Here is an 18,204-nt window from a genome sequence, read left to right on the forward strand (position 1 = left end):
CTCAACACTGCGCGCTACTGTTCGATGTAAGCCGCGAGGTTGGCAAGCGACGAGGCCAGCCCTACCGCGTGATCCTCCTTGCTTATGCCGGAGGGAACGTTCTCGGCGACGACGCTGATCTCGGTGCCCTCGGCGCACCAGGTCAGGCCCCAGGTCATGCGCATGGTGCCGGCGAAAGCGGGATCGTCGGAGACGAAGTCGAACTCCTGCACCACGCACTCGTTGGGATCGAGTTCGACGAAGCGGCCGCTGACCACGTCGGTGTCGGCCGTGGTCTTGCCGCCTTCGCCCGAGGCGAAGCGCAGGGTCATGCGGATCGCGCCGCCGGGCTGCGGGTCGAAGGCCTCCATCGTCCCGGTCGCGCCCTCGGGCGGCAACCAGTTCGCCACCATCCGCGCGTCGGTCAGCGCCGCATAGACCACCGCGACCGGGGCCGCGATGATCCGATAGGCACGGTCGACGCGGTGTTCGTCCTCGTAGCCATAGTCATTGTCGTCATAGGCGGTCACAGCATCGATCCTCCGTCGACCGGGATCACCGCGCCGTTGATCCAGCGCGCCTTGTCCGAGGCGAGGAAGGCGATGACGTCGGCAATGTCCTCGGGCTCGGCCACGCGCTTGAGCGCCTGGATCGCCACGGTCGCGGCGAAGCCCGCTTCGGTATCGGTGAAAGGCTTGATCGTCTCGCTCGCGGTCGTCGCCGGCGCCACCGCGTTGACGCGCACCCAGCGCGAACCGAGCTCCGCCGCGCCGCGATGCACGAGCGATTCGAGCGCCTGCTTCATCGCGCCATAGGCGGAGACGTTGCCGACCACGCGCCGCGCGGTCAGCGAGGACAGAAAGGTCACGCTCGCCCCTTCGACCAGCGCGGGCGCGAGCTGCTGGAGCAGGAAGAACGGCGCGCGCAGGTTGATCGCATAGAGCCGGTCGAAGGTCTCGGGCGGGCAGTCGAGGATCGCCGAGGGCGACATGATCGCGGCGTTGAGCACCAGCGCGTGGAGCTGGCCACCGCAGAGCCGCGTGACTTCCTCGGCCAGGGCGAAAGGCGCCGCGTGATCGGCAAGGTCGGCACCGACCACTTCGGCGCTGCCGCCCGCCGCGCGGATCGCATCGACGACGGCTTCGGCCTTGTCACGCTGTGCGCCGTAGTGGACGACGACGTGATAGCCGTCGGCGGCGAGCGCCTTGGCCGTCGCGGCGCCGATGCCCTGCGACGCGCCGGTGACTAAGGCCGTTCTGGTCATTCCTTCTCTCCCACCATCGCAGGGCGATCGCTGTTCGCTTGCTCAATCCATATCGTCACCCCGGACTTGATCCGGGGTCCCGCTGCCTTCTCCACCCTTGCAGAAAAAGCGGGATCCCGGGTCAAGCCCGGGATGACGGGATCAGGAAGCGCAAATCCTGGCTCATGGCACCAGCACCGTGTCGCGGGCCTCGGGCAGGGTCTCGGGATAGTCGAGCGTATAGTGCAGCCCGCGACTCTCGTGGCGGTGGAGCGCCGAGCGGACGATGAGGTCGGCCGACTGCAGCAGGTTGCGCAGCTCGATCAGGTCGGTGGTCACCCGGAAGTGGCCGTAATAGTCCTCGACCTCGTGGTTCAACAGCTTGATCCGGTGCTGCGCGCGCTCGAGCCGCTTGGTCGTGCGGACGATGCCGACGTAGTTCCACATGAACCGGCGGATCTCGGTCCAGTTCTGCTTGATGATGACCTCTTCGTCCGAATTGGTCACGCGGCTCTCGTCCCAGGCCTTGACCGGCGGCGGCGCGTCGAAGGCGTCCCACTGGTCGAGGATGTCGGCCGCCGCCGCCTCGCCGAAGACGAAGCATTCGAGCAGCGAGTTCGAGGCGAGGCGGTTGGCGCCGTGCAGCCCGCTCTCGGTGCATTCGCCGACGGCATAGAGCCCGGGCAGGTCGGTGCGCCCGGTCAGGTCGATCAGCACGCCGCCGCAGGTGTAATGCTGCGCGGGGACGACCGGGATCGGCTGGCGGGTCATGTCGATGCCCAGTCCCATCAGCTTCTCGTAGATCGTCGGGAAATGCTCGCGGACGAATTCAGGCGGCTGGTGGCTGATGTCGAGGTGGACGTAGTCGAGACCGAAGCGCTTGATCTCGGAGTCGATCGCGCGGGCGACGACGTCGCGCGGGGCGAGTTCGAGCCGCTCGGGATCGTAGAACTCCATGAAGCGCTTGCCGCTGCGCGGGTTGATCAGGTGCCCGCCCTCGCCGCGCACGGCTTCGGTGATCAGGAAGTTCTTGACCTCGAGGTTGTAGAGGCAGGTCGGGTGGAACTGCATCATCTCCATGTTGGAGACGCGCGCGCCGGCGCGCCAGGCCATGGCGATGCCGTCACCCGTGGCGCCGCGCGGGGCGGTCGAGAACTGGTAGACGCGGCCCGCGCCGCCCGTCGCCAGCACGGTCGCGCGCGCGGTGTGCGCCTCGACCTTGCCCGTCGCCTCGTCGAGCGCATAGACGCCCCAGACGCGGCCCGAACCCGAATAGCGCAATTCGTGCCGGCCGGTGATCAGGTCGATGCACGAACGCCCGGGCAGCAGGGTGATGTTGGGATGGTCCTCGGCCGCCTTGAGCAGCGCCGATTGCACCGCCCAGCCGGTGGCATCGTCGACATGGACGATGCGACGGTGCGAATGGCCGCCCTCGCGCGTCAGGTGCAGGTTCTCGCCGCCGTCGGCGTTCTTGGCGGTGTTGAACGGCACACCGAGCTCGATCAGCCGGTCGATCGCGTGCGGCGCACGCTCGATGACGAATTCGACCGTCTCCTGGCGGTTGAGCCCGGCACCGGCGACCATCGTGTCGCGGATGTGATCCTCGAAGGTGTCGCCCGCGTCGAGCACGGCGGCGATGCCGCCCTGGGCATGCGCGGTCGAACCGCCGGTCAGCGTGCCCTTGGCGAGGACCAGGACCTTGAGCTTTTCGGCCAGGCCCAGCGCGGCGGTCAGGCCGGCGGCACCCGAGCCGACGATGATAACGTCGTGGATCATGTCACGCCGCCTGGACCGAGCTGGTCAGGCTGACGAACACGTCCTCGAGATCGGCCTCGCGCGTGGTCACATCGACGATCGCGAAGCCCTGCCCCTGGATCGAGGCCAGCACTTCGCCGGCATTGCTGCGGTCCTTGTCGTAGGTCACCTCGATCGTGCGCTCACCGGTCTTCTCGCATTTGAGGAAATGCGGGTGGCTGGGCAGCGTGTCGATGTCGCGGTCGAGCGTCAGCACCACCACCTTCTCGCGCGCCATGCCGACGAGCTCGCGCGTCGGCTGGTTGGTGATCAGCTTGCCGTGGTTGATGATGGCGATGCGATCGCACAGCTCCTCGGCCTCTTCGAGGTAGTGCGTGGTCAGGACCACGGTCACGCCCTCGCGGTTCATCTCGGTGACGAGGTCCCACAGCTGGCGGCGCAGCTCGACGTCGACACCCGCGGTCGGCTCGTCGAGCACCAGCACCGGCGGCGAGTGGACCATGGCCTTGGCCACGAGCAGGCGGCGCTTCATCCCGCCCGACAGGGTGCGCGCATAGGACTTGGCCTTGTCGGCCAGGTGGACGTCACGCAGCAGTTCCATCGAACGGCGCAGCGGCTTGGCGACGCCATAGAGCCCGGCCTGGTTCTCGAGCACTTCGAACGGGGTGAAGAAGGGATCGAACACGATCTCCTGCGGCACGATGCCGATCGCGCGTTTGGCATTGCGCATGTCGCGGTCGATGTCGAAACCCCAGATCGACACCTCGCCCGAGGTCTTCATGACCAGCCCCGCGAGCGTGTTGATCAAGGTCGACTTACCCGCGCCGTTGGGACCGAGCAGGCCGAAGATCCCGCCCTGCGGCACGTCGAAGCTGACGTCGTTCAGCGCGAGTTTTCCAGGGCCTTCGCCGACCGGGGCATAGCGCTTGACGAGATTGCGGATCGAGATCGCAGGGGCATCGCTCATGGCCGCGTTCTGTGCGGCAGGACGCCGCCTGCGTAAAGGCTGGAAAAAGGTGCAGGCGATTGCTAATCGCGCATCCATGATCACGCCGCCCGAAACCGTCTACACCGATTCCCACCGCGTCAGCTGCGACGGGGCCACCGACATCCGCGGCGGCGCCGCGCTGGGTCATCCGCGCGTCTGGCTGGAAATCGACGAGAAGGGCTTCGTCGAATGCGGCTATTGCGACCGCCGCTTCGTACTGCGCGGTGGCGTGGCCGACGGCGAGACTGGCGCCGCCGCGGCGTAACGCTGGCGCGCTTCGCAAAAGCGCCTATATCGACGGCATGACCGTCATCGCCGATCCCCGCTCGCTTCTCTACCGTTCCGGCCAGCTCTCCCCCGAGGAGGCTCAGGCGCTCGCGCAGGAAACCTTGCGCAAATGCGACGACGGCGAGCTCTACCTGCAGTTCATCGCTTCGGAATCCTTCGGCTTCGACGACGGCCGGCTCAAGACCGCCGACTACTCGCGCGACGCCGGCTTCGGCCTGCGCGGCGTCTCGGGCGAGATGACCGGCTTCGCCCACGCCAACGACATCTCGGCCGCGGCGATCCGCCGCGCCGGCGAGACGCTGCAACTGCTCGATCCCGCCACGGGCACGCGCGCCGCGCCGCCGCGCCAGTCGAACCGCCATCTCTATACCGACGCCTCGCCGCTTGACGCGGTCGCCTTCGAGAAGAAGGTCGAGCTGCTCAAGACGATCGACGCCGCCGCCCGCGCGCGCGATCCGAGAGTCAGCCAGGTCTCGGCCAGCCTCTCGGCCTCGTGGTCGGTGGTAGAGATCGTCCGCGCCGACGGTTTCGTCGCCACCGACGTGCGCCCCTTGGTGCGGCTCAACGTCGGCATCGTCGCCGAGGCGAACGGCCGCCGCGAGACGGGCAGCTTCGGCATGGGCGGGCGCTGGCTCTACGACGACCTGTTCGACCCGGCCAACTGGAACCGCGCGATCGACACCGCGCTGCAACAGGCGCTGACCAACCTCGACTCCGTCGATGCCCCGGCGGGCGAGATGACCGTGCTGCTCGGCCCCGGCTGGCCCGGCGTGCTGCTGCACGAAGCCGTCGGCCACGGCCTCGAGGGCGATTTCAACCGCAAGGGCACCAGCGCCTTCTCGGGCCGCATCGGCGAACGCGTCGGCGCGCCGGGCGTGACCGTGATCGACGACGGCTCGATCGCCGGCCGCCGCGGCTCGCTGTCGATCGACGACGAGGGCACGCCGACGCAGGAGAACGTGCTGATCGAGGACGGCATCCTCAAGGGCTATATCCAGGACCGCCTCAACGCGCGGCTGATGGGCGTTCCCGCCACCGGCAACGGTCGCCGCGAATCCTACGCCCACGCGCCGATGCCGCGGATGACCAACACCTTCATGCGCGGCGGCAACGACGATCCGGCCGAACTGCTCAGCCGCGTCAAGAACGGCATCTATGCCAAGAGCTTCGGCGGCGGCCAGGTCGACATCGTCTCGGGCAAGTTCGTGTTCTCGTGCACCGAGGCCTACAAGGTCGAGAACGGCAAGCTGGGCGCACCGATCAAGGGCGCGACCCTGATCGGCGACGGGCCTTCGGTGCTGACCCGCGTGACCGGCATCGGCAACGACATGTGCCTCGACGAAGGCGTCGGCGTCTGCGGCAAGGGTGGGCAATCGGTGCCCGCCGGCGTGGGCCAGCCGACCCTGCTGGTCGAGGGGCTGACCGTAGGCGGCACGGCCTGATTTTTGCTCAGCCTGCGTTAAGCCTGATTGCGGTATGGTGTGCGAAATTGACGTTTAGGAGAGTCCCCATGCGTAAGATCGCCCTGGCTCTCGCGGCGGGCGCCGTGCTTCTGACCGGCGCAGCCGCCGGAGCGAAGCCCAAGCTCACCGGCGAAGAACAGCTCGCCAAGATCCTCGACGGCCGCCAGCCGGGCACACCGGTCGACTGCATCAGCCTGACCGACTCGCGCGACCAGCGCGTGATCGACAAGACCGCGATCGTCTATGGCAACGGCGGCACGATCTACGTCAACCGGCCGAGCAATCCGCGCGATCTCGATCGCGACGACATCATGGTCACCGACATCCGCGGCAGCCAGCTCTGCCGCATGGACATCGTCCGCACCCACGACCGCGCCGGCTTCTTCTACAACGGCTTCGTCGGGCTGCAGCAGTTCGTGCCCTACCGCCGGGTGGCGCGCGCCAACTAAGCGCGCCGACCGAGCATACCGAGATGATCTTGCGGGGTGGCGCTCCATTCCGGGGCGGAACTGACTCGCTTGTCGCTTGCCTCGCGTGACGATGCGCGCCAATTTGGCGCGAGTTGACACGAACGGAGAGCCAATGGCGTCAACGCCGGGATCCAAGGCGCGCGGCTCGCGCTCCAAACTGCGATTGATCGAGGCCGCCTACGATCTGCTCGGCGAAGAGGGCTACCACGCCTTCAGCGCGCGCCGCGTCGCGCAGAAGGCCGGCCTCAAGCCCCAGCTCGTGCACTATTATTTCCGCTCGATGGAAGAGCTGCTGATCGCGGTGTTCCAGCGGTCGTCGGCGCGTTATTTCCGCCTCCACGACGAAGCGCTGTCGTCGCGCCATCCGGTGCGCGCACTCTGGGCACTCAACAGCAACCTGCCCGAAGGCAAGCGCATGACCGAATATGTCGCGCTGGGCAAAGTCTATCCCGGCCTGCGCGAGGAGATGCGCCACACCGGCGAGCGTTTCCGCAGCCAGCAGATCGAGGCGATGGAACGGATCTATGCCGAGCGCGGCTTCGACCGGACGACGATCGGCCCGCACGGCATCGTCCTGCTGATGTCGGCCATCGCCCGCAACTTCGTCATTGAGGACGAAGTCGGCGTCCAGCTCGGACACGAAGAGGTCAAGCGCCTGATCGCCCAGGTCCTCGACAAGTTCGAACCTTTGGGCGAAGGCGAGCTCGCAGCCGTCGATCTCGCGCGACACGGCGCCTGACGCACCCCGGCTCCTGACTCCGACTGCGGCATCAATGATACACAGCGGAACGTTTTGCCGCGGCCGCTTGACGCGATTCCACCCGTAACTAAGACGGCGTCCAGTTTTCGAGGCGGGCATGAGGGTGCTGCGCCACCGAACGATCGCGGCAAGGCCGGATCATCGGAAACACAAGGGAGGATACCATGGCTGCTCTTCTGACGACTTTTCGCGCGCGCGCTCTGACCAGCGCAGCGCTGGCCGGCCTGGCCGCGATGAGCGCCGTTCCGGCTTTCGCGCAGGACGCCGCGGCCGATACCGGCGGCCTCGAGGAAATCGTCGTCACCGCGCAGCACCGCCAGGAGCGCCTGCAGGACGTGCCGATCGCGGTCTCGGCGGTCACCGCCTCGGCGCTGCGGGAAAGCGGCGTCGACACCACGCGCGACCTGCCGCAGATCATCCCTTCGGTGCAGTTCACGCGCTCGGGCCCGAGCGGCCTGTTCTTCGTCCGCGGCGTCGGCACGACCAATGCGGCGGCCGGTGAAGAGGGCGCCAACGCGGTCTACGTCGACGGCGTCTACATGGCCGACCTCGGCCAGACGATTAACTACTTCAACAACATCGAGCGCGTCGAAGTGCTCAAGGGCCCGCAGGGCACGCTGTTCGGCCGCAATGCCACGGGCGGCCTGGTCCACGTCATCACGCGCGAGCCCGGCGACGAATGGGTGCTCGACGGCGACTTCGGCTATGCCAATTACGAGACGGTCTCCGCGCGCGCCTATGTCGCCGCACCGATCACCGAGGGCCTCAGCGCCGACATCGCGGTCACGCGCTATCACCAGAACGAGGGCTGGGGCCGCAACCTGACGCGCGGCGACAAGAACTTCATCCAGGACTATTCGGGCATCCGCTCGAAGATCGTCGCGCGGCCGACCGACCGGATCAAACTGATCCTCTCGGGCGACTACCTCGAAAACCGTGACAATCCCGTGGGCTGGCGCATCGCCGACGGCACGATCGGCACGGGCCTGTCGCGCGGCCCCGACGTGCCCGGCACTCCCGCGGGCGCCGTCGTCGCCGATGACCACGACACCACCGCGAACGATCTCGCGCTGACCAAGCAGCGCATCTACGGCGGCAGCTTCACCGGTGAGTTCGATCTGGGCTTCGCCACGCTGACCAGCGTCTCGGCCTATCGCAACACGCGCACCAACAGCGACTTCGACGTCGATGGCGGCCCGATCTCGCTGATCCGCATCCAGTTCCTGTCGGGCATGAAGTCGTTCCAGCAGGAAGTCCGCCTGGCCTCGACCGGCTCGGGCCCGCTGCAATGGCAGTTCGGCGGCTTCTATCTGAACACCAAGGCCAACAACACGTCGTTCTTCTCGGGCGGCGCCTTCGGCACGGCTCGCGGCCAGGACGTCCGCGCCAAGCTCGACAGCAATTCCTATGCAGCCTTCGGTGAAGCGACCTATGCGATCACGCCGACCACCAAGCTGACCGGCGGCATCCGCTATACCGAGGATCGCCGTTCGTTCGACGCCAGCCAGTTCACCATCCTGGCCAACGGCACGGCGCTGCCCGGCGGCACCGTGACCAATCCCAGCGGCCAGCCGCTGACCGCACCGGGTATCCAGCGCACCAAGCTCAAGTACAACCAGGTCACCTGGCGCGCCGCGCTGCGCCAGGAGCTGACGCCCGACATCAGCGTCTACGCCTCGGCCAACCGCGGCTTCAAGTCGGGCTCGTACAGCCTGCAGAACCCGCTCAACGATCCCTATCTGCCGCAGACCATCATGGCCTACGAGATCGGCTTCAAGTCCGAGCTGTTCGATCGCCGCCTGCGCCTGAATCTCGCCGCCTTCCACTACGACATCGACGACTACCAGGTCCGTTCGGCCGCCGCGGCCAATCCGGGCTCGTCGCTGGTGCTCAACGCGGCGACGGTCAAGGTCGACGGCGTCGAGTTCGAGTTCGAGGCCAAGCCGACCGACAACCTGCGCCTGTTCGGCGGGGCCACCTGGCTCAATTCGCGCTACGGCACATTTGGCGGCGCCGGCCAGAACTTCCAGGCACCGATCGTCTATCCGGTGATCGCCGGCCAGACCGCTGCGGCGACCTGCCCGGCGGCGCTGCGCGGCACGCGCAATCCCGGCGTCGTTCCCGCGGGCGGCGTCTGGACCGGCGGCTACGTCACCTGCTTCGGCGACGCTTCGGGCAACAAGGTGTCGAACGCCCCCGATTTCGCGGCCAGCTTCGGCGCGACCTATACGGTGCCGCTCGGCGACGAGCGCGAGCTGCGCCTGACGGGTCTCTACGCGTTCAACAGCGGCTACTATTTCGAGCCCGACAACATCGCCAAGCAGGACGAATACCACCTGCTCAACGCCTCGATCGAGTACCGCTCGTCCGAACATCTCGGCGTCGAGATCTGGGGCCGCAACCTGACCAACACCGACTATGCCGTGCAGAAGATCACCACGGGCACCGGCACGACCCAGAGCAACGGCGCGCCGCGCACCTATGGCGCAACGGTCAAGTTCAACTTCTGACGATGACCGCCGCCCGACTCCCTTGGGCGGCGGACCTGCTGCACGCCTGGTTTCACGAACTGCGCCCGGACCAATGGTTCGGGCGCAGTGATGTCGTCGACACCAAGTTGCGCCGCCGCTTTGCCCGGACGCTGGCCCGGCTGGGTGGGCAACCCGCCACGGCCTTCCTCGGCGATCCGCTGACCGCACGCGCCGCGGTGCTGCTGTTCGATCAGGTGCCGCGCAACCTGTTCCGCGACGATCCGCGCGCTTTCGCCTATGATAGCTTGGCCCGCGCGATCACCCGCGGTGCCCGCGCGAAGGGCTGGGACCGGTCGATGACCAAGAACGCGCGCCATTTTCTCTACATGCCGATGATGCACAGCGAGGCGATCGCCGACCAGTTGCTCGCATTGCGGCTCTTCGCTGCGCTCGGGAACAACCGGACTCTCGACTTCTGCCGCTCGCACGCGCGGATGATCGAACGCTTCGGCCGCTTCCCCCACCGCAACAAGGTGCTCGGCCGCAAGTCCACGCGCGCCGAGAAGCGCGCCGTGGCCGAAGGCAATGCCTGGTGAACAAGCGCGACCTCGCCCGCTGGGGCTTGGCGCTGTTCTATGGTCTCGCCGGCGTGCTGCACCTCGCAGCGCCGCATCCGTTCGTCTCGATCGTGCCGCCCTGGGTGCCCGCCGCCGGCTTGGTCGTCGCGCTGACCGGCCTGGCCGAGATCGCGGGGGCCATCGGCCTGGTGCAACGCCGATCGTCAGGCCTGCGCCGCGCGGCCGGCTGGGGCCTTGCGCTTTACGCGCTGTGCGTCTGGCCGGCGAACGTCCAGCACATGCTGCTCGATCTCGCGCGGCCGAGCGGCGGCCTGCCACTCGCCTATCACGTTCCGCGCCTGGCCGCGCAGCCGCTGCTGATCTGGCTCGCGCTCTGGGCGAGCGGGGCGATCAACTGGCCAAGGCGCAGGCGTTAGGGCTTGTCCTTCGCATAGACCACGCCGGTGGTCTCTTCGTAGAGCATCACGGTCGTGGCATCGAGGTTGAAGGCCGGGTGGATCGGCATCGCATCGGTATCGCGATGGGCGAACATGTTCTCGATCACCCAGTCGGGATCGTCGGTCTCCATGTCGTAGATCGCCAGGTTCCGGTTGAGACTGGTGCCCATCGACACCGAATGCAGCTTGAAGCGCTGCGCCGTGGTGAAGCCCGGCAGCGCGACGATGTCGTCGAGATGGCGGCCGGTGTACCATTCGTCGAATTCCGCATCCTGGCCCGCGAAAGGCTCCGAGAACACCAGCATCTTGAAGCGCCGCATCGTTTCTCTCCCGTCTTGTCGGGCGAGGATGCGCAATCGCGGCGGCGCAGTCGATAGCATGGCTCGTCAGCGCGCTTGCCCCAGCCGGTTTGATCGGCCGGTTTGATCAGCCGGCGGCGCGCGCTTGCCCTGAGCGCGGCCCGGTGCCATAGGCGCCGCCCGCAGCTCAACCCAGCCGGAGATTCCTCATGACGAATGCTGCCGGTCCCGCGCTGGGCCTCGACTTCGGCACGACCAACAGCGTCGTCGCGCGCGCCAACGGCACGCCCTCGCCCGATCTGATCGAATTCGCCGCACCGCAGGCCACCAGCGCGGTGTTCCGCTCGGCGCTGTCGTTCTGGGAGGACGAAGGCACGCGCGGCGGGATCGACCACGAGGCCGGGCCTTGGGCGATCGCCGAATATCTCGACTTCCCGCTGGGCAGCCGCTTCATCCAGTCGTTCAAGACCGTCGCGGCGAGCCCGCTGTTCGAGCACGCCTCGGTCTTCACCAAGCGCTACCGCTTCGAGGAGCTCGGCGCCAAGTTCCTCGAGAAGCTGGTGAGCCACGCCGGCGGTGCGCTGCGCGACCGGCCCGCGCGTGTCGTGGTCGGCCGGCCGGTGTCCTATGCCGGCGCGCGCGCCGACGCCGCGCTGGCGCGCGAGCGCTACGACAAGATGTTCGCGGGCTTCGCGCCCGAGATCCACTACGTCTTCGAGCCGCTGGGCGCGGCCTTCTCCTATGCTTCGCGGCTGACCGAACCCGCGACCCTGCTCGTCGCCGACTTCGGCGGCGGCACCAGCGACTTCTCGATCGTGCGCGTCGCCGAACCGGGCACGGCGCGGCGCTGCGTGCCGCTGAGCGCCTCGGGCGTGGGCCTTGCCGGCGACCGCTTCGATTCGCGTCTGGTCGAGCGACTGGTCCTGCCGCTGCTCGGCAAGGGCGGCGAATACCGTTCGTTCGACAAGGTGCTAGAGATCCCGCCGGGCTTCTTCACCGACTTCGCCGACTGGTCGAAACTGGCGCTGATGCGCAACCGCCGCACGCTCGACGAACTGGCCAAGCTCCAGCGCGCCGCGGTCGACCCCGCGGCGATCGGCCGGATGATCGCGATCGTCGAGAACGAGCTCGGCTATCCGCTCTACGAGGCGGTGGGCCAGGTGAAGCGCGCGCTCTCGACCGAGAGCCATGCCGAATTCCGCTTCACCGGCGGCGGGCTCGACATCTCGGCCGAGGTCACCCGCGCCGAGTTCGAGGAATGGATCGCACCCGACGTCGCGCGGATCCAGGCCTGCGTCGACGACGCCCTGGCCAAGGCCGGGCTCGCACCCGGCCAGATCGACCGCGTGTTCCTCACCGGCGGCTCGTCGCTGATCCCCGTCATCCGCCGCCTGTTCGTCGAGCGCTTCGGCGAGGATCGCATCGCCAGCGGCGGCGAACTGACCTCGATCGCCCACGGCCTCGCGCTGATCGGCGAGGCCGACAACATCGCCGACTGGGCAAGCTGACGTTGCGGATTTGGCCACTTCGCTCTATATGACCATCTAGTTGGTCAGGAGCATGGTATGGAATCGATCAGCCTCGCCGAAGCAAAGGCGCATTTGAGCGAATTGATCGATCGGGCCGAGGCTGGAGAGTCGATCGAGATCACCCGCCGCGGCAAGCCCGTTGCCCGGCTGACGGGCGCCGCGACACCACGCAAGGCGATCGACGCCGAAGCCTTGTACGCCTTGACCGCCAGGATGCCCAAATCTGCAGAGGACGCCGCGGAGCTGGTCCGATCCATGCGAGACAGCGACCGCTACTGATGTTCTATCTCGACACCTCGCTGGTCGTAGCCGCTCTGTCCAACGAGGCTTCGACCCGGGCGGTGCAGGATTGGCTGGCAGAACAGGATGCCGAGCAGCTGACGATCAGCGACTGGACCTTGACCGAGACATCATCGGCCTTTGCGATCAAGCTGCGCACCCAACAGATCGACCTGGATCAGCGGACCATGGCAATGACCGCGTTCCATCGGCTCGTCAGCGAAAGCCTCACCGTTCTGCCGGTCGCGCGAAGCCATTTCCAGGCGGCGGCGCGGTTCGTGGATCAGCACGAATTGGGACTGCGCAGCGGCGATGCCCTGCACCTGGCCATCGCGGCCAACCATGGCGCGGTCCTGCATACGCTCGACAGACAGCTTGCCCATGCCGGGCCGCCGCTGGGCGTGGCGACCCAGCTTCTGGCTTAACGCCTCACTCCCACTCGATCGTGCCCGGCGGCTTCGACGTGTAGTCGTAGACCACGCGGTTGATGCCCCGCACCTCGTTGATGATCCGCGTCGACACCGCGCTGAGGAAGCTCGCGTCGAACGGATAGATGTCCGCGGTCATGCCGTCGGTCGAGGTCACCGCGCGCAGCGCGCAGACGGAGTCGTAAGTGCGGCCATCGCCCATGACGCCGACGGTCTTGACCGGCAGCAGCACGGCGAAGGCCTGCCAGATCGCGTCGTAGAGCCCGGCGTTGCGGATCTCCTCGAGGTAGATCGCATCGGCCTTGCGCAGGATGTCGCAGCGCTCGCGCGTGACTTCGCCGGGGATGCGGATCGCCAGGCCCGGTCCGGGGAACGGATGGCGGCCAACGAAGATCTCGGGCAGGCCGAGCTCGCGGCCGAGCACGCGGACCTCGTCCTTGAACAGCTCGCGCAGCGGCTCGACGAGTTGCATGTTCATGCGCTCGGGCAGGCCGCCGACGTTGTGGTGGCTCTTGATCGTCACCGAAGGGCCGCCGGTGAACGAGACGCTCTCGATCACGTCGGGATAGAGCGTGCCCTGGGCGAGGAATTCGGCGCCGCCGATCTTGTTCGCCTCGGCCTCGAACACGTCGATGAAGGTCTTGCCGATGAACTTGCGCTTCTGCTCGGGATCGGTGACCCCGGCCAGACCGCCGAGGAACAAGGTCGAAGCGTCGACGTGGACCAGCGGGATGTTGTAATGGCCGCGGAACAGCGAGACGACCTGTTCGGCCTCGCCTGCACGCAGGATGCCGCCGTCGACGAAGACGCAGGTCAGCTGATCGCCGATCGCCTCGTGGATCAGCAGCGCGGCGACCGCGCTGTCGACGCCGCCCGACAGCCCGCAGATGACCTTGCCCTTGCCGACCTGCTGACGGATTTCCTCGATCTTGGTCTTGCGGAACTCGGCCATCGTCCAGTCGCCGGTAAGGCCGCAGACGTGGCGGACGAAGTTCTTGAGCAGCTTGCCGCCGTCGGGCGTGTGCACGACCTCGGGGTGGAACTGCATCGCGTAGATGCGCTTGTCGTCGTTGGCGATGACCGCGAAAGGCGCGCCGGGGCTGGCGGCGACGGGGCGGAAGCCGGAGGCGAGCCTGGTGACCTTGTCGCCGTGGCTCATCCACACCTGGTGCGTTTCGCCTTCCTTCCACAGCCCGTCGAACAGCACGCAGCCGTCGGCGATCTCGATGAAGGCGCGGCCGAATTCACCCGAATCGCCGAGCAGCACCTCGCCGCCGAGCTGATGCATCAGCGCCTGCTGGCCGTAGCAGATGCCGAGGATCGGCAGGCCGCTGTCGAGGATCGTCTGCGGGATGCGCGGACCGTTGTCGTCGAGCACCGAGGCGGGCGACCCCGAAAGGATGATCCCCTTGGGCTGCATCCGCGCGAAGGCGGCTTCGGCCAGACTGAAAGGGGCGATCTCCGAATAGACCCCGGCTTCGCGAACGCGACGCGCGATGAGCTGCGTCACCTGGCTGCCGAAGTCGACGATGAGGATGGAATCCGAAGGCTGTACGCTCATGGCAAGCCGTTAGTCGCGCGGGCGCGAGGTGTCCAGTGGCTCGCCCGCTGCATTGCGGCCATCGATCTTCGCAATCGCAAAAAATTCGCGACCAGCCCCTCATGCTAACCAAGGTAACCTTTTCTTGGGGTCTCTACGCTAAACCGCGTAGTCGGAAGCCGACGTCGCTCGCTTGGGCGATGATGAAAAACGGTTCACCGTTGATTGCATTTTATGCAACTTCGTTTGTTGCTTTTGCGCGTGCAAAAATTACTAACCTAGGTATGTTGCACTTGCGAAACGGGGAATCGATCCCATTTCGCGGGTGGTCATAAAAACACAAGAAAGGTGGAAACATGGAACGCATTTATCGTGCGGTCGGTCTCGCGGTTGCCCTGGGCACCAGCGGTCTGATGTTCGCTCTGACGCTGGCCTGATGCCGGCGCATTCGCTCGTGCCTTGCGGCTGACGGCGGGACATCCCGGACCGCACCCGCAAGGCCGAGCCTGACTGCCTCACAAGGCGAACAGAGCCCGCGATTTCGCGGGCTTTTTGCTGCCCCTAATCTGTGGACGAGAGGGGCGATTACGGGTTCCGGATTCCGCCCGCCATGCCTATATGCTGGGCATGGCCAGCACTCCCGAGAACACCCCCAACCAGAATTCCTACGGCGCTGAATCGATCAAGGTCCTCAAGGGCCTCGATGCGGTGCGCAAGCGCCCCGGCATGTATATCGGCGATACCGACGACGGCTCGGGCCTCCACCACATGGTGTTCGAGGTGTCGGACAACGCGATCGACGAAGCACTGGCCGGGCACTGCGACCTCGTGCTGATCGAACTCAATCCCGACGGTTCGGTCTCGGTCGAGGACAACGGCCGCGGCATCCCGACGGGCATCCATCCCGAGGAAGGCGTCTCGGCGGCCGAGGTCATCATGACCCAGCTCCACGCCGGCGGTAAGTTCGAGAACACCAGCGACGACAACGCCTACAAGGTGTCGGGCGGCCTCCACGGCGTCGGCGTCTCGGTGGTCAACGCGCTGTCCGAATGGCTCGAACTGACGATCTGGCGCGACGGCATCGAGCACTGGATGAAGTTCGCCAACGGCGATGCCGTGGCACCGCTGATCGAGCGCGGCCCCGCCCCGGCCGGCAAGAAGGGCACGCGCGTGACCTTCCTCGCCAGCACCGAGACCTTCAAGAACGTCACCGAGTTCGATTTCGAGAAGCTCGAGCACCGCTACCGCGAACTCGCCTTCCTCAACTCGGGCGTGCGCATCCTGCTGCGCGACCGGCGCCACGAAGTGCCGATCGAGCACGACCTGTTCTACGAGGGCGGCATCGCCGCTTTCGTGAAGTACCTCGACCGCAACAAGACCGCGCTGCTCGCCGATCCGATCGCGATCAGCTCCGAGCGTGACGGCATCGGCATCGACGTCGCGCTCGAATGGAACGATTCCTACTACGAGAACGTCCTCGCCTTCACCAACAACATCCCGCAGCGCGACGGCGGCACCCATATCGCCGCCTTCCGTGCGGCGCTGACGCGCACGCTCAACTCCTATGCCGAGAAGACTGGGCTGCTGAAGAAGGAGAAGGTCAACCTCACCGGCGAGGACATGCGCGAAGGCCTGACCGCGATCGTCTCAGTCAAGCTGCCCGATCCCAAGTTCTCGTCGCAGACCAAGGACAAGCTGGTCTCGTCCGAAGTGCGCCAGCCGCTCGAGAGCCTGATGGCCGATCGCCTGTCCGAATGGCTCGAGGAAAACCCCGCCAACGCCAAGCAGGTCGTCGGCAAGATCATCGACGCCGCCGCCGCGCGCGAAGCCGCGCGCCGCGCGCGCGAGCTGACCCGCCGCAAGGGCGCGATGGACATCGCCTCGCTGCCCGGCAAGCTGGCCGACTGCCAGGAGCGCGATCCCAGCAAGTGCGAACTGTTCCTGGTCGAGGGTGATTCGGCCGGCGGTTCGGCCAAGCAGGGGCGCGATCGCCACATCCAGGCGATCCTGCCGCTCAAGGGCAAGATCCTCAACGTCGAGCGCGCGCGCTTCGACCGGATCATCTCGTCGAAGGAGGTCGGCACGCTGATCCAGGCGATGGGCACCGGCATCCGCGACGAGTTCAACCTCGAGAAGCTGCGCTACCACAAGATCGTCATCATGACCGACGCAGACGTCGACGGCGCGCACATCCGCACCTTGCTGCTGACCTTCTTCCACCGCCAGATGCCCGAGATCATCAAGGCCGGGCACCTCTTCATCGCCCAGCCGCCGCTCTACAAGGTCGCCAAGGGCCGCAGCGAGGTCTACCTCAAGGATGGCGCCGCGCTCGATCGCTACCTGGTCGAGGCGGGCACCGCCGGCCGCGTGCTCGAAACCGCAGGCGGTGCGCGCGGCGGCCAGGAGCTCGAAGGCCTGGTCGAGCATGCGCTGCGCCTTCGTTCGCTGATGGGCTTCGTGCCGCGCCGTTATGACCCGGCGATCGTCGAGGCGCTGGCCCTGGCCGGTGCGCTCGATCCCGACCTGTCGCGCGATGCGCGCGTGGCCGCGCTGACCCGCGCCGCCGGCTGGCTCGACCGCGCCGACCGCGAGGCCAAGTGGACCGCCGAACTCACCGAGGACGGCCACGTCGAGATCAACCGCGTCTGGCGCGGCGTCACCGACAACCACAAGATCGAGGCCAGCTTCCTGTCGAGCGCCGAGGCGCGCAAGCTGGCGAGACTCGCCGGCGAACAGGCCGAGGTCTACACCGCCCCGGCGCGTCTGGTGAAGGCGGGCACGGTTGAGGACATCGCCGAGCCAGAGGCCGCGATCGAGGACGCCGACGAGGAAACGCAGCAGGCCGCCCCGGCGCGCCCGACCGTTTCGGACGGCGCGATCACCCGGCCGACGCAGCTGCTCGACGCGGTCCTGGCCAATGGCCGCAAGGGCCTGTCGATCGCGCGCTACAAGGGTCTCGGCGAGATGAACGCCGAGCAGCTCTGGGAAACCACGCTCGACCCCGACAACCGCATCCTGCTGCAGGTCAAGGTCGAGGACGCCGACGTCACCGACGAGATCTTCACCCGCCTGATGGGCGACATCGTCGAACCGCGCCGCGACTTCATCCAGGAGAACGCGCTCAACGTCGCCAACCTCGACGTCTGAGCCGATCGTGATCCCGGAGATCGAGACCGAGCGGCTGATCCTGCGCGGTCCGATCGCCGGGGACTTCCCGGTCTATCGCGACTTCTTCGCCGATGCCGAGGCTTCGGCGGCCTATGGCGGGCCGCTGCGGGCCGATCGCGCCTGGCGCGTGCTCGCCACCGACCTGGGCCACTGGGCGCTGCGCGGTTACGGTCGTTGGGCCGTGGTCGAGAAGGCAAGCGGGCGGATGATCGGCGGTGCCGGCCTGTGGTGGCCCGAAGGCTATCCGCGCTCCGAGCTGACCTGGTGGATCGTCCCCACAGCGCGGCGCCATGGCTATGCCTTCGAGGCCTCGCGCGCGGCGATCGCCTTCGGCTATAACACGCTCGACTGGGACTTGGTCGAAACGCACATGCAGGACGAGAACGCGCCGGCGCGGCTGCTCGCCGAAAAGCTGGGCGGCACGATGATCGCACGCGAGCGCTTCCCCGACGGCATCACGCGCAACGTCTATGCCCTGCCCGCAGGCTAAGCCCGCAGATTGCCGCTCCGGGTACGGCAGGCTAAGTCT

General features: G+C 67.1%; 18 protein-coding genes. 12 read left to right on the forward strand and 6 right to left on the reverse strand.

What is annotated here, in order from left to right; all coding sequences use genetic code 11:
- Positions 1-14: 14 nt before the first annotated feature.
- The 4 genes from OLX23_RS07850 to OLX23_RS07865 form a co-directional block, all read right to left on the reverse strand.
- Positions 15-509, reverse strand: coding sequence for an SRPBCC domain-containing protein (locus OLX23_RS07850; protein WP_264444238.1), 495 nt, complete (start codon positions 507-509; stop codon positions 15-17).
- Positions 506-1,243, reverse strand: a complete 738-nt coding sequence (locus OLX23_RS07855; protein ID WP_264444239.1) for an SDR family NAD(P)-dependent oxidoreductase — start codon at positions 1,241-1,243, stop codon at positions 506-508. Before OLX23_RS07855 ends, OLX23_RS07850 begins: the two co-directional genes overlap by 4 nt.
- Before the next feature lie 162 nt (positions 1,244-1,405).
- Positions 1,406-2,998, reverse strand: a complete 1,593-nt coding sequence (nadB, locus tag OLX23_RS07860; RefSeq protein ID WP_264444240.1) for an L-aspartate oxidase — start codon at positions 2,996-2,998, stop codon at positions 1,406-1,408.
- 1 nt (position 2,999) lies between these two features.
- Positions 3,000-3,944 carry an ABC transporter ATP-binding protein gene (locus OLX23_RS07865; RefSeq protein ID WP_264444241.1) on the reverse strand — a complete coding sequence of 315 codons (945 nt, stop codon included), beginning with the start codon at positions 3,942-3,944 and terminating at the stop codon, positions 3,000-3,002.
- Positions 3,945-4,020: 76 nt separating this feature from the next.
- On the opposite strand from OLX23_RS07865, the gene OLX23_RS07870 reads away from it, so the two are divergent.
- The 7 genes from OLX23_RS07870 (at position 4,021) to OLX23_RS07900 (ending at position 10,411) form a co-directional block, all read left to right on the forward strand.
- A complete protein-coding gene (locus OLX23_RS07870) occupies positions 4,021-4,230 on the forward strand; it encodes a zinc-finger domain-containing protein (RefSeq protein WP_264444906.1) in 210 nt (69 codons plus the stop codon).
- Positions 4,231-4,267: 37 nt separating this feature from the next.
- A complete protein-coding gene (gene tldD / locus OLX23_RS07875) occupies positions 4,268-5,695 on the forward strand; it encodes a metalloprotease TldD (protein WP_264444243.1) in 1,428 nt (475 codons plus the stop codon).
- A 68-nt stretch (positions 5,696-5,763) separates the two neighbouring features.
- On the forward strand, positions 5,764-6,165 hold the full coding sequence (locus OLX23_RS07880) for a hypothetical protein (protein WP_264444244.1): 402 nt from the start codon (positions 5,764-5,766) through the stop codon (positions 6,163-6,165).
- Positions 6,166-6,298: 133 nt separating this feature from the next.
- On the forward strand, positions 6,299-6,925 hold the full coding sequence (locus tag OLX23_RS07885) for a TetR/AcrR family transcriptional regulator (RefSeq protein WP_264444245.1): 627 nt from the start codon (positions 6,299-6,301) through the stop codon (positions 6,923-6,925).
- Between the two features lie 185 nt (positions 6,926-7,110).
- Complete coding sequence (locus OLX23_RS07890; protein ID WP_264444246.1) at positions 7,111-9,456, forward strand: TonB-dependent receptor; 2,346 nt, start codon at positions 7,111-7,113, stop codon at positions 9,454-9,456.
- A 2-nt stretch (positions 9,457-9,458) separates the two neighbouring features.
- Positions 9,459-10,013, forward strand: a complete 555-nt coding sequence (locus OLX23_RS07895) for a DUF924 family protein (protein WP_264444247.1) — start codon at positions 9,459-9,461, stop codon at positions 10,011-10,013.
- Positions 10,010-10,411, forward strand: coding sequence for a hypothetical protein (locus tag OLX23_RS07900; protein WP_264444248.1), 402 nt, complete (start codon positions 10,010-10,012; stop codon positions 10,409-10,411). Before OLX23_RS07895 ends, OLX23_RS07900 begins: the two co-directional genes overlap by 4 nt.
- Here the strand turns inward: OLX23_RS07900 and OLX23_RS07905 are convergent.
- Positions 10,408-10,752 (reverse strand): hypothetical protein, encoded by a 345-nt coding sequence (locus OLX23_RS07905; protein ID WP_264444249.1) that lies wholly within the window; start codon positions 10,750-10,752, stop codon positions 10,408-10,410. The two genes, OLX23_RS07900 and OLX23_RS07905, sit on opposite strands and share 4 nt — an antisense overlap.
- A 188-nt stretch (positions 10,753-10,940) precedes the next feature.
- On the opposite strand from OLX23_RS07905, the gene OLX23_RS07910 reads away from it, so the two are divergent.
- Genes OLX23_RS07910 through OLX23_RS07920 form a run of 3 tightly spaced genes read left to right on the forward strand, consistent with a single transcriptional unit; the run spans position 10,941 to position 12,964 of the window.
- Positions 10,941-12,239 (forward strand): Hsp70 family protein, encoded by a 1,299-nt coding sequence (locus OLX23_RS07910; protein ID WP_264444250.1) that lies wholly within the window; start codon positions 10,941-10,943, stop codon positions 12,237-12,239.
- 57 nt (positions 12,240-12,296) lie between these two features.
- A complete protein-coding gene (locus OLX23_RS07915) occupies positions 12,297-12,539 on the forward strand; it encodes a type II toxin-antitoxin system Phd/YefM family antitoxin (RefSeq protein WP_264444251.1) in 243 nt (80 codons plus the stop codon).
- Complete coding sequence (locus tag OLX23_RS07920; RefSeq protein WP_264444252.1) at positions 12,539-12,964, forward strand: type II toxin-antitoxin system VapC family toxin; 426 nt, start codon at positions 12,539-12,541, stop codon at positions 12,962-12,964. Before OLX23_RS07915 ends, OLX23_RS07920 begins: the two co-directional genes overlap by 1 nt.
- 4 nt (positions 12,965-12,968) lie before the next feature.
- Here OLX23_RS07920 and guaA read toward each other — a convergent pair whose 3' ends face one another.
- Entirely contained in the window at positions 12,969-14,528 is a 1,560-nt protein-coding gene (gene guaA, locus OLX23_RS07925) for a glutamine-hydrolyzing GMP synthase (protein ID WP_264444254.1), read from the reverse strand.
- A 606-nt stretch (positions 14,529-15,134) separates the two neighbouring features.
- Here guaA and gyrB point away from each other — a divergent pair.
- On the forward strand, positions 15,135-17,654 hold the full coding sequence (gene gyrB, locus OLX23_RS07930) for a DNA topoisomerase (ATP-hydrolyzing) subunit B (RefSeq protein ID WP_264444256.1): 2,520 nt from the start codon (positions 15,135-15,137) through the stop codon (positions 17,652-17,654).
- Between the two features lie 7 nt (positions 17,655-17,661).
- Positions 17,662-18,165 carry a GNAT family N-acetyltransferase gene (locus OLX23_RS07935; RefSeq protein ID WP_264444259.1) on the forward strand — a complete coding sequence of 168 codons (504 nt, stop codon included), beginning with the start codon at positions 17,662-17,664 and terminating at the stop codon, positions 18,163-18,165.
- The last annotated feature ends 39 nt before the right edge of the window (positions 18,166-18,204 follow it).

It is taken from the genome of Novosphingobium sp. JCM 18896, from assembly GCF_025938095.1.
Taxonomy (GTDB): Bacteria; Pseudomonadota; Alphaproteobacteria; order Sphingomonadales; family Sphingomonadaceae; genus Novosphingobium.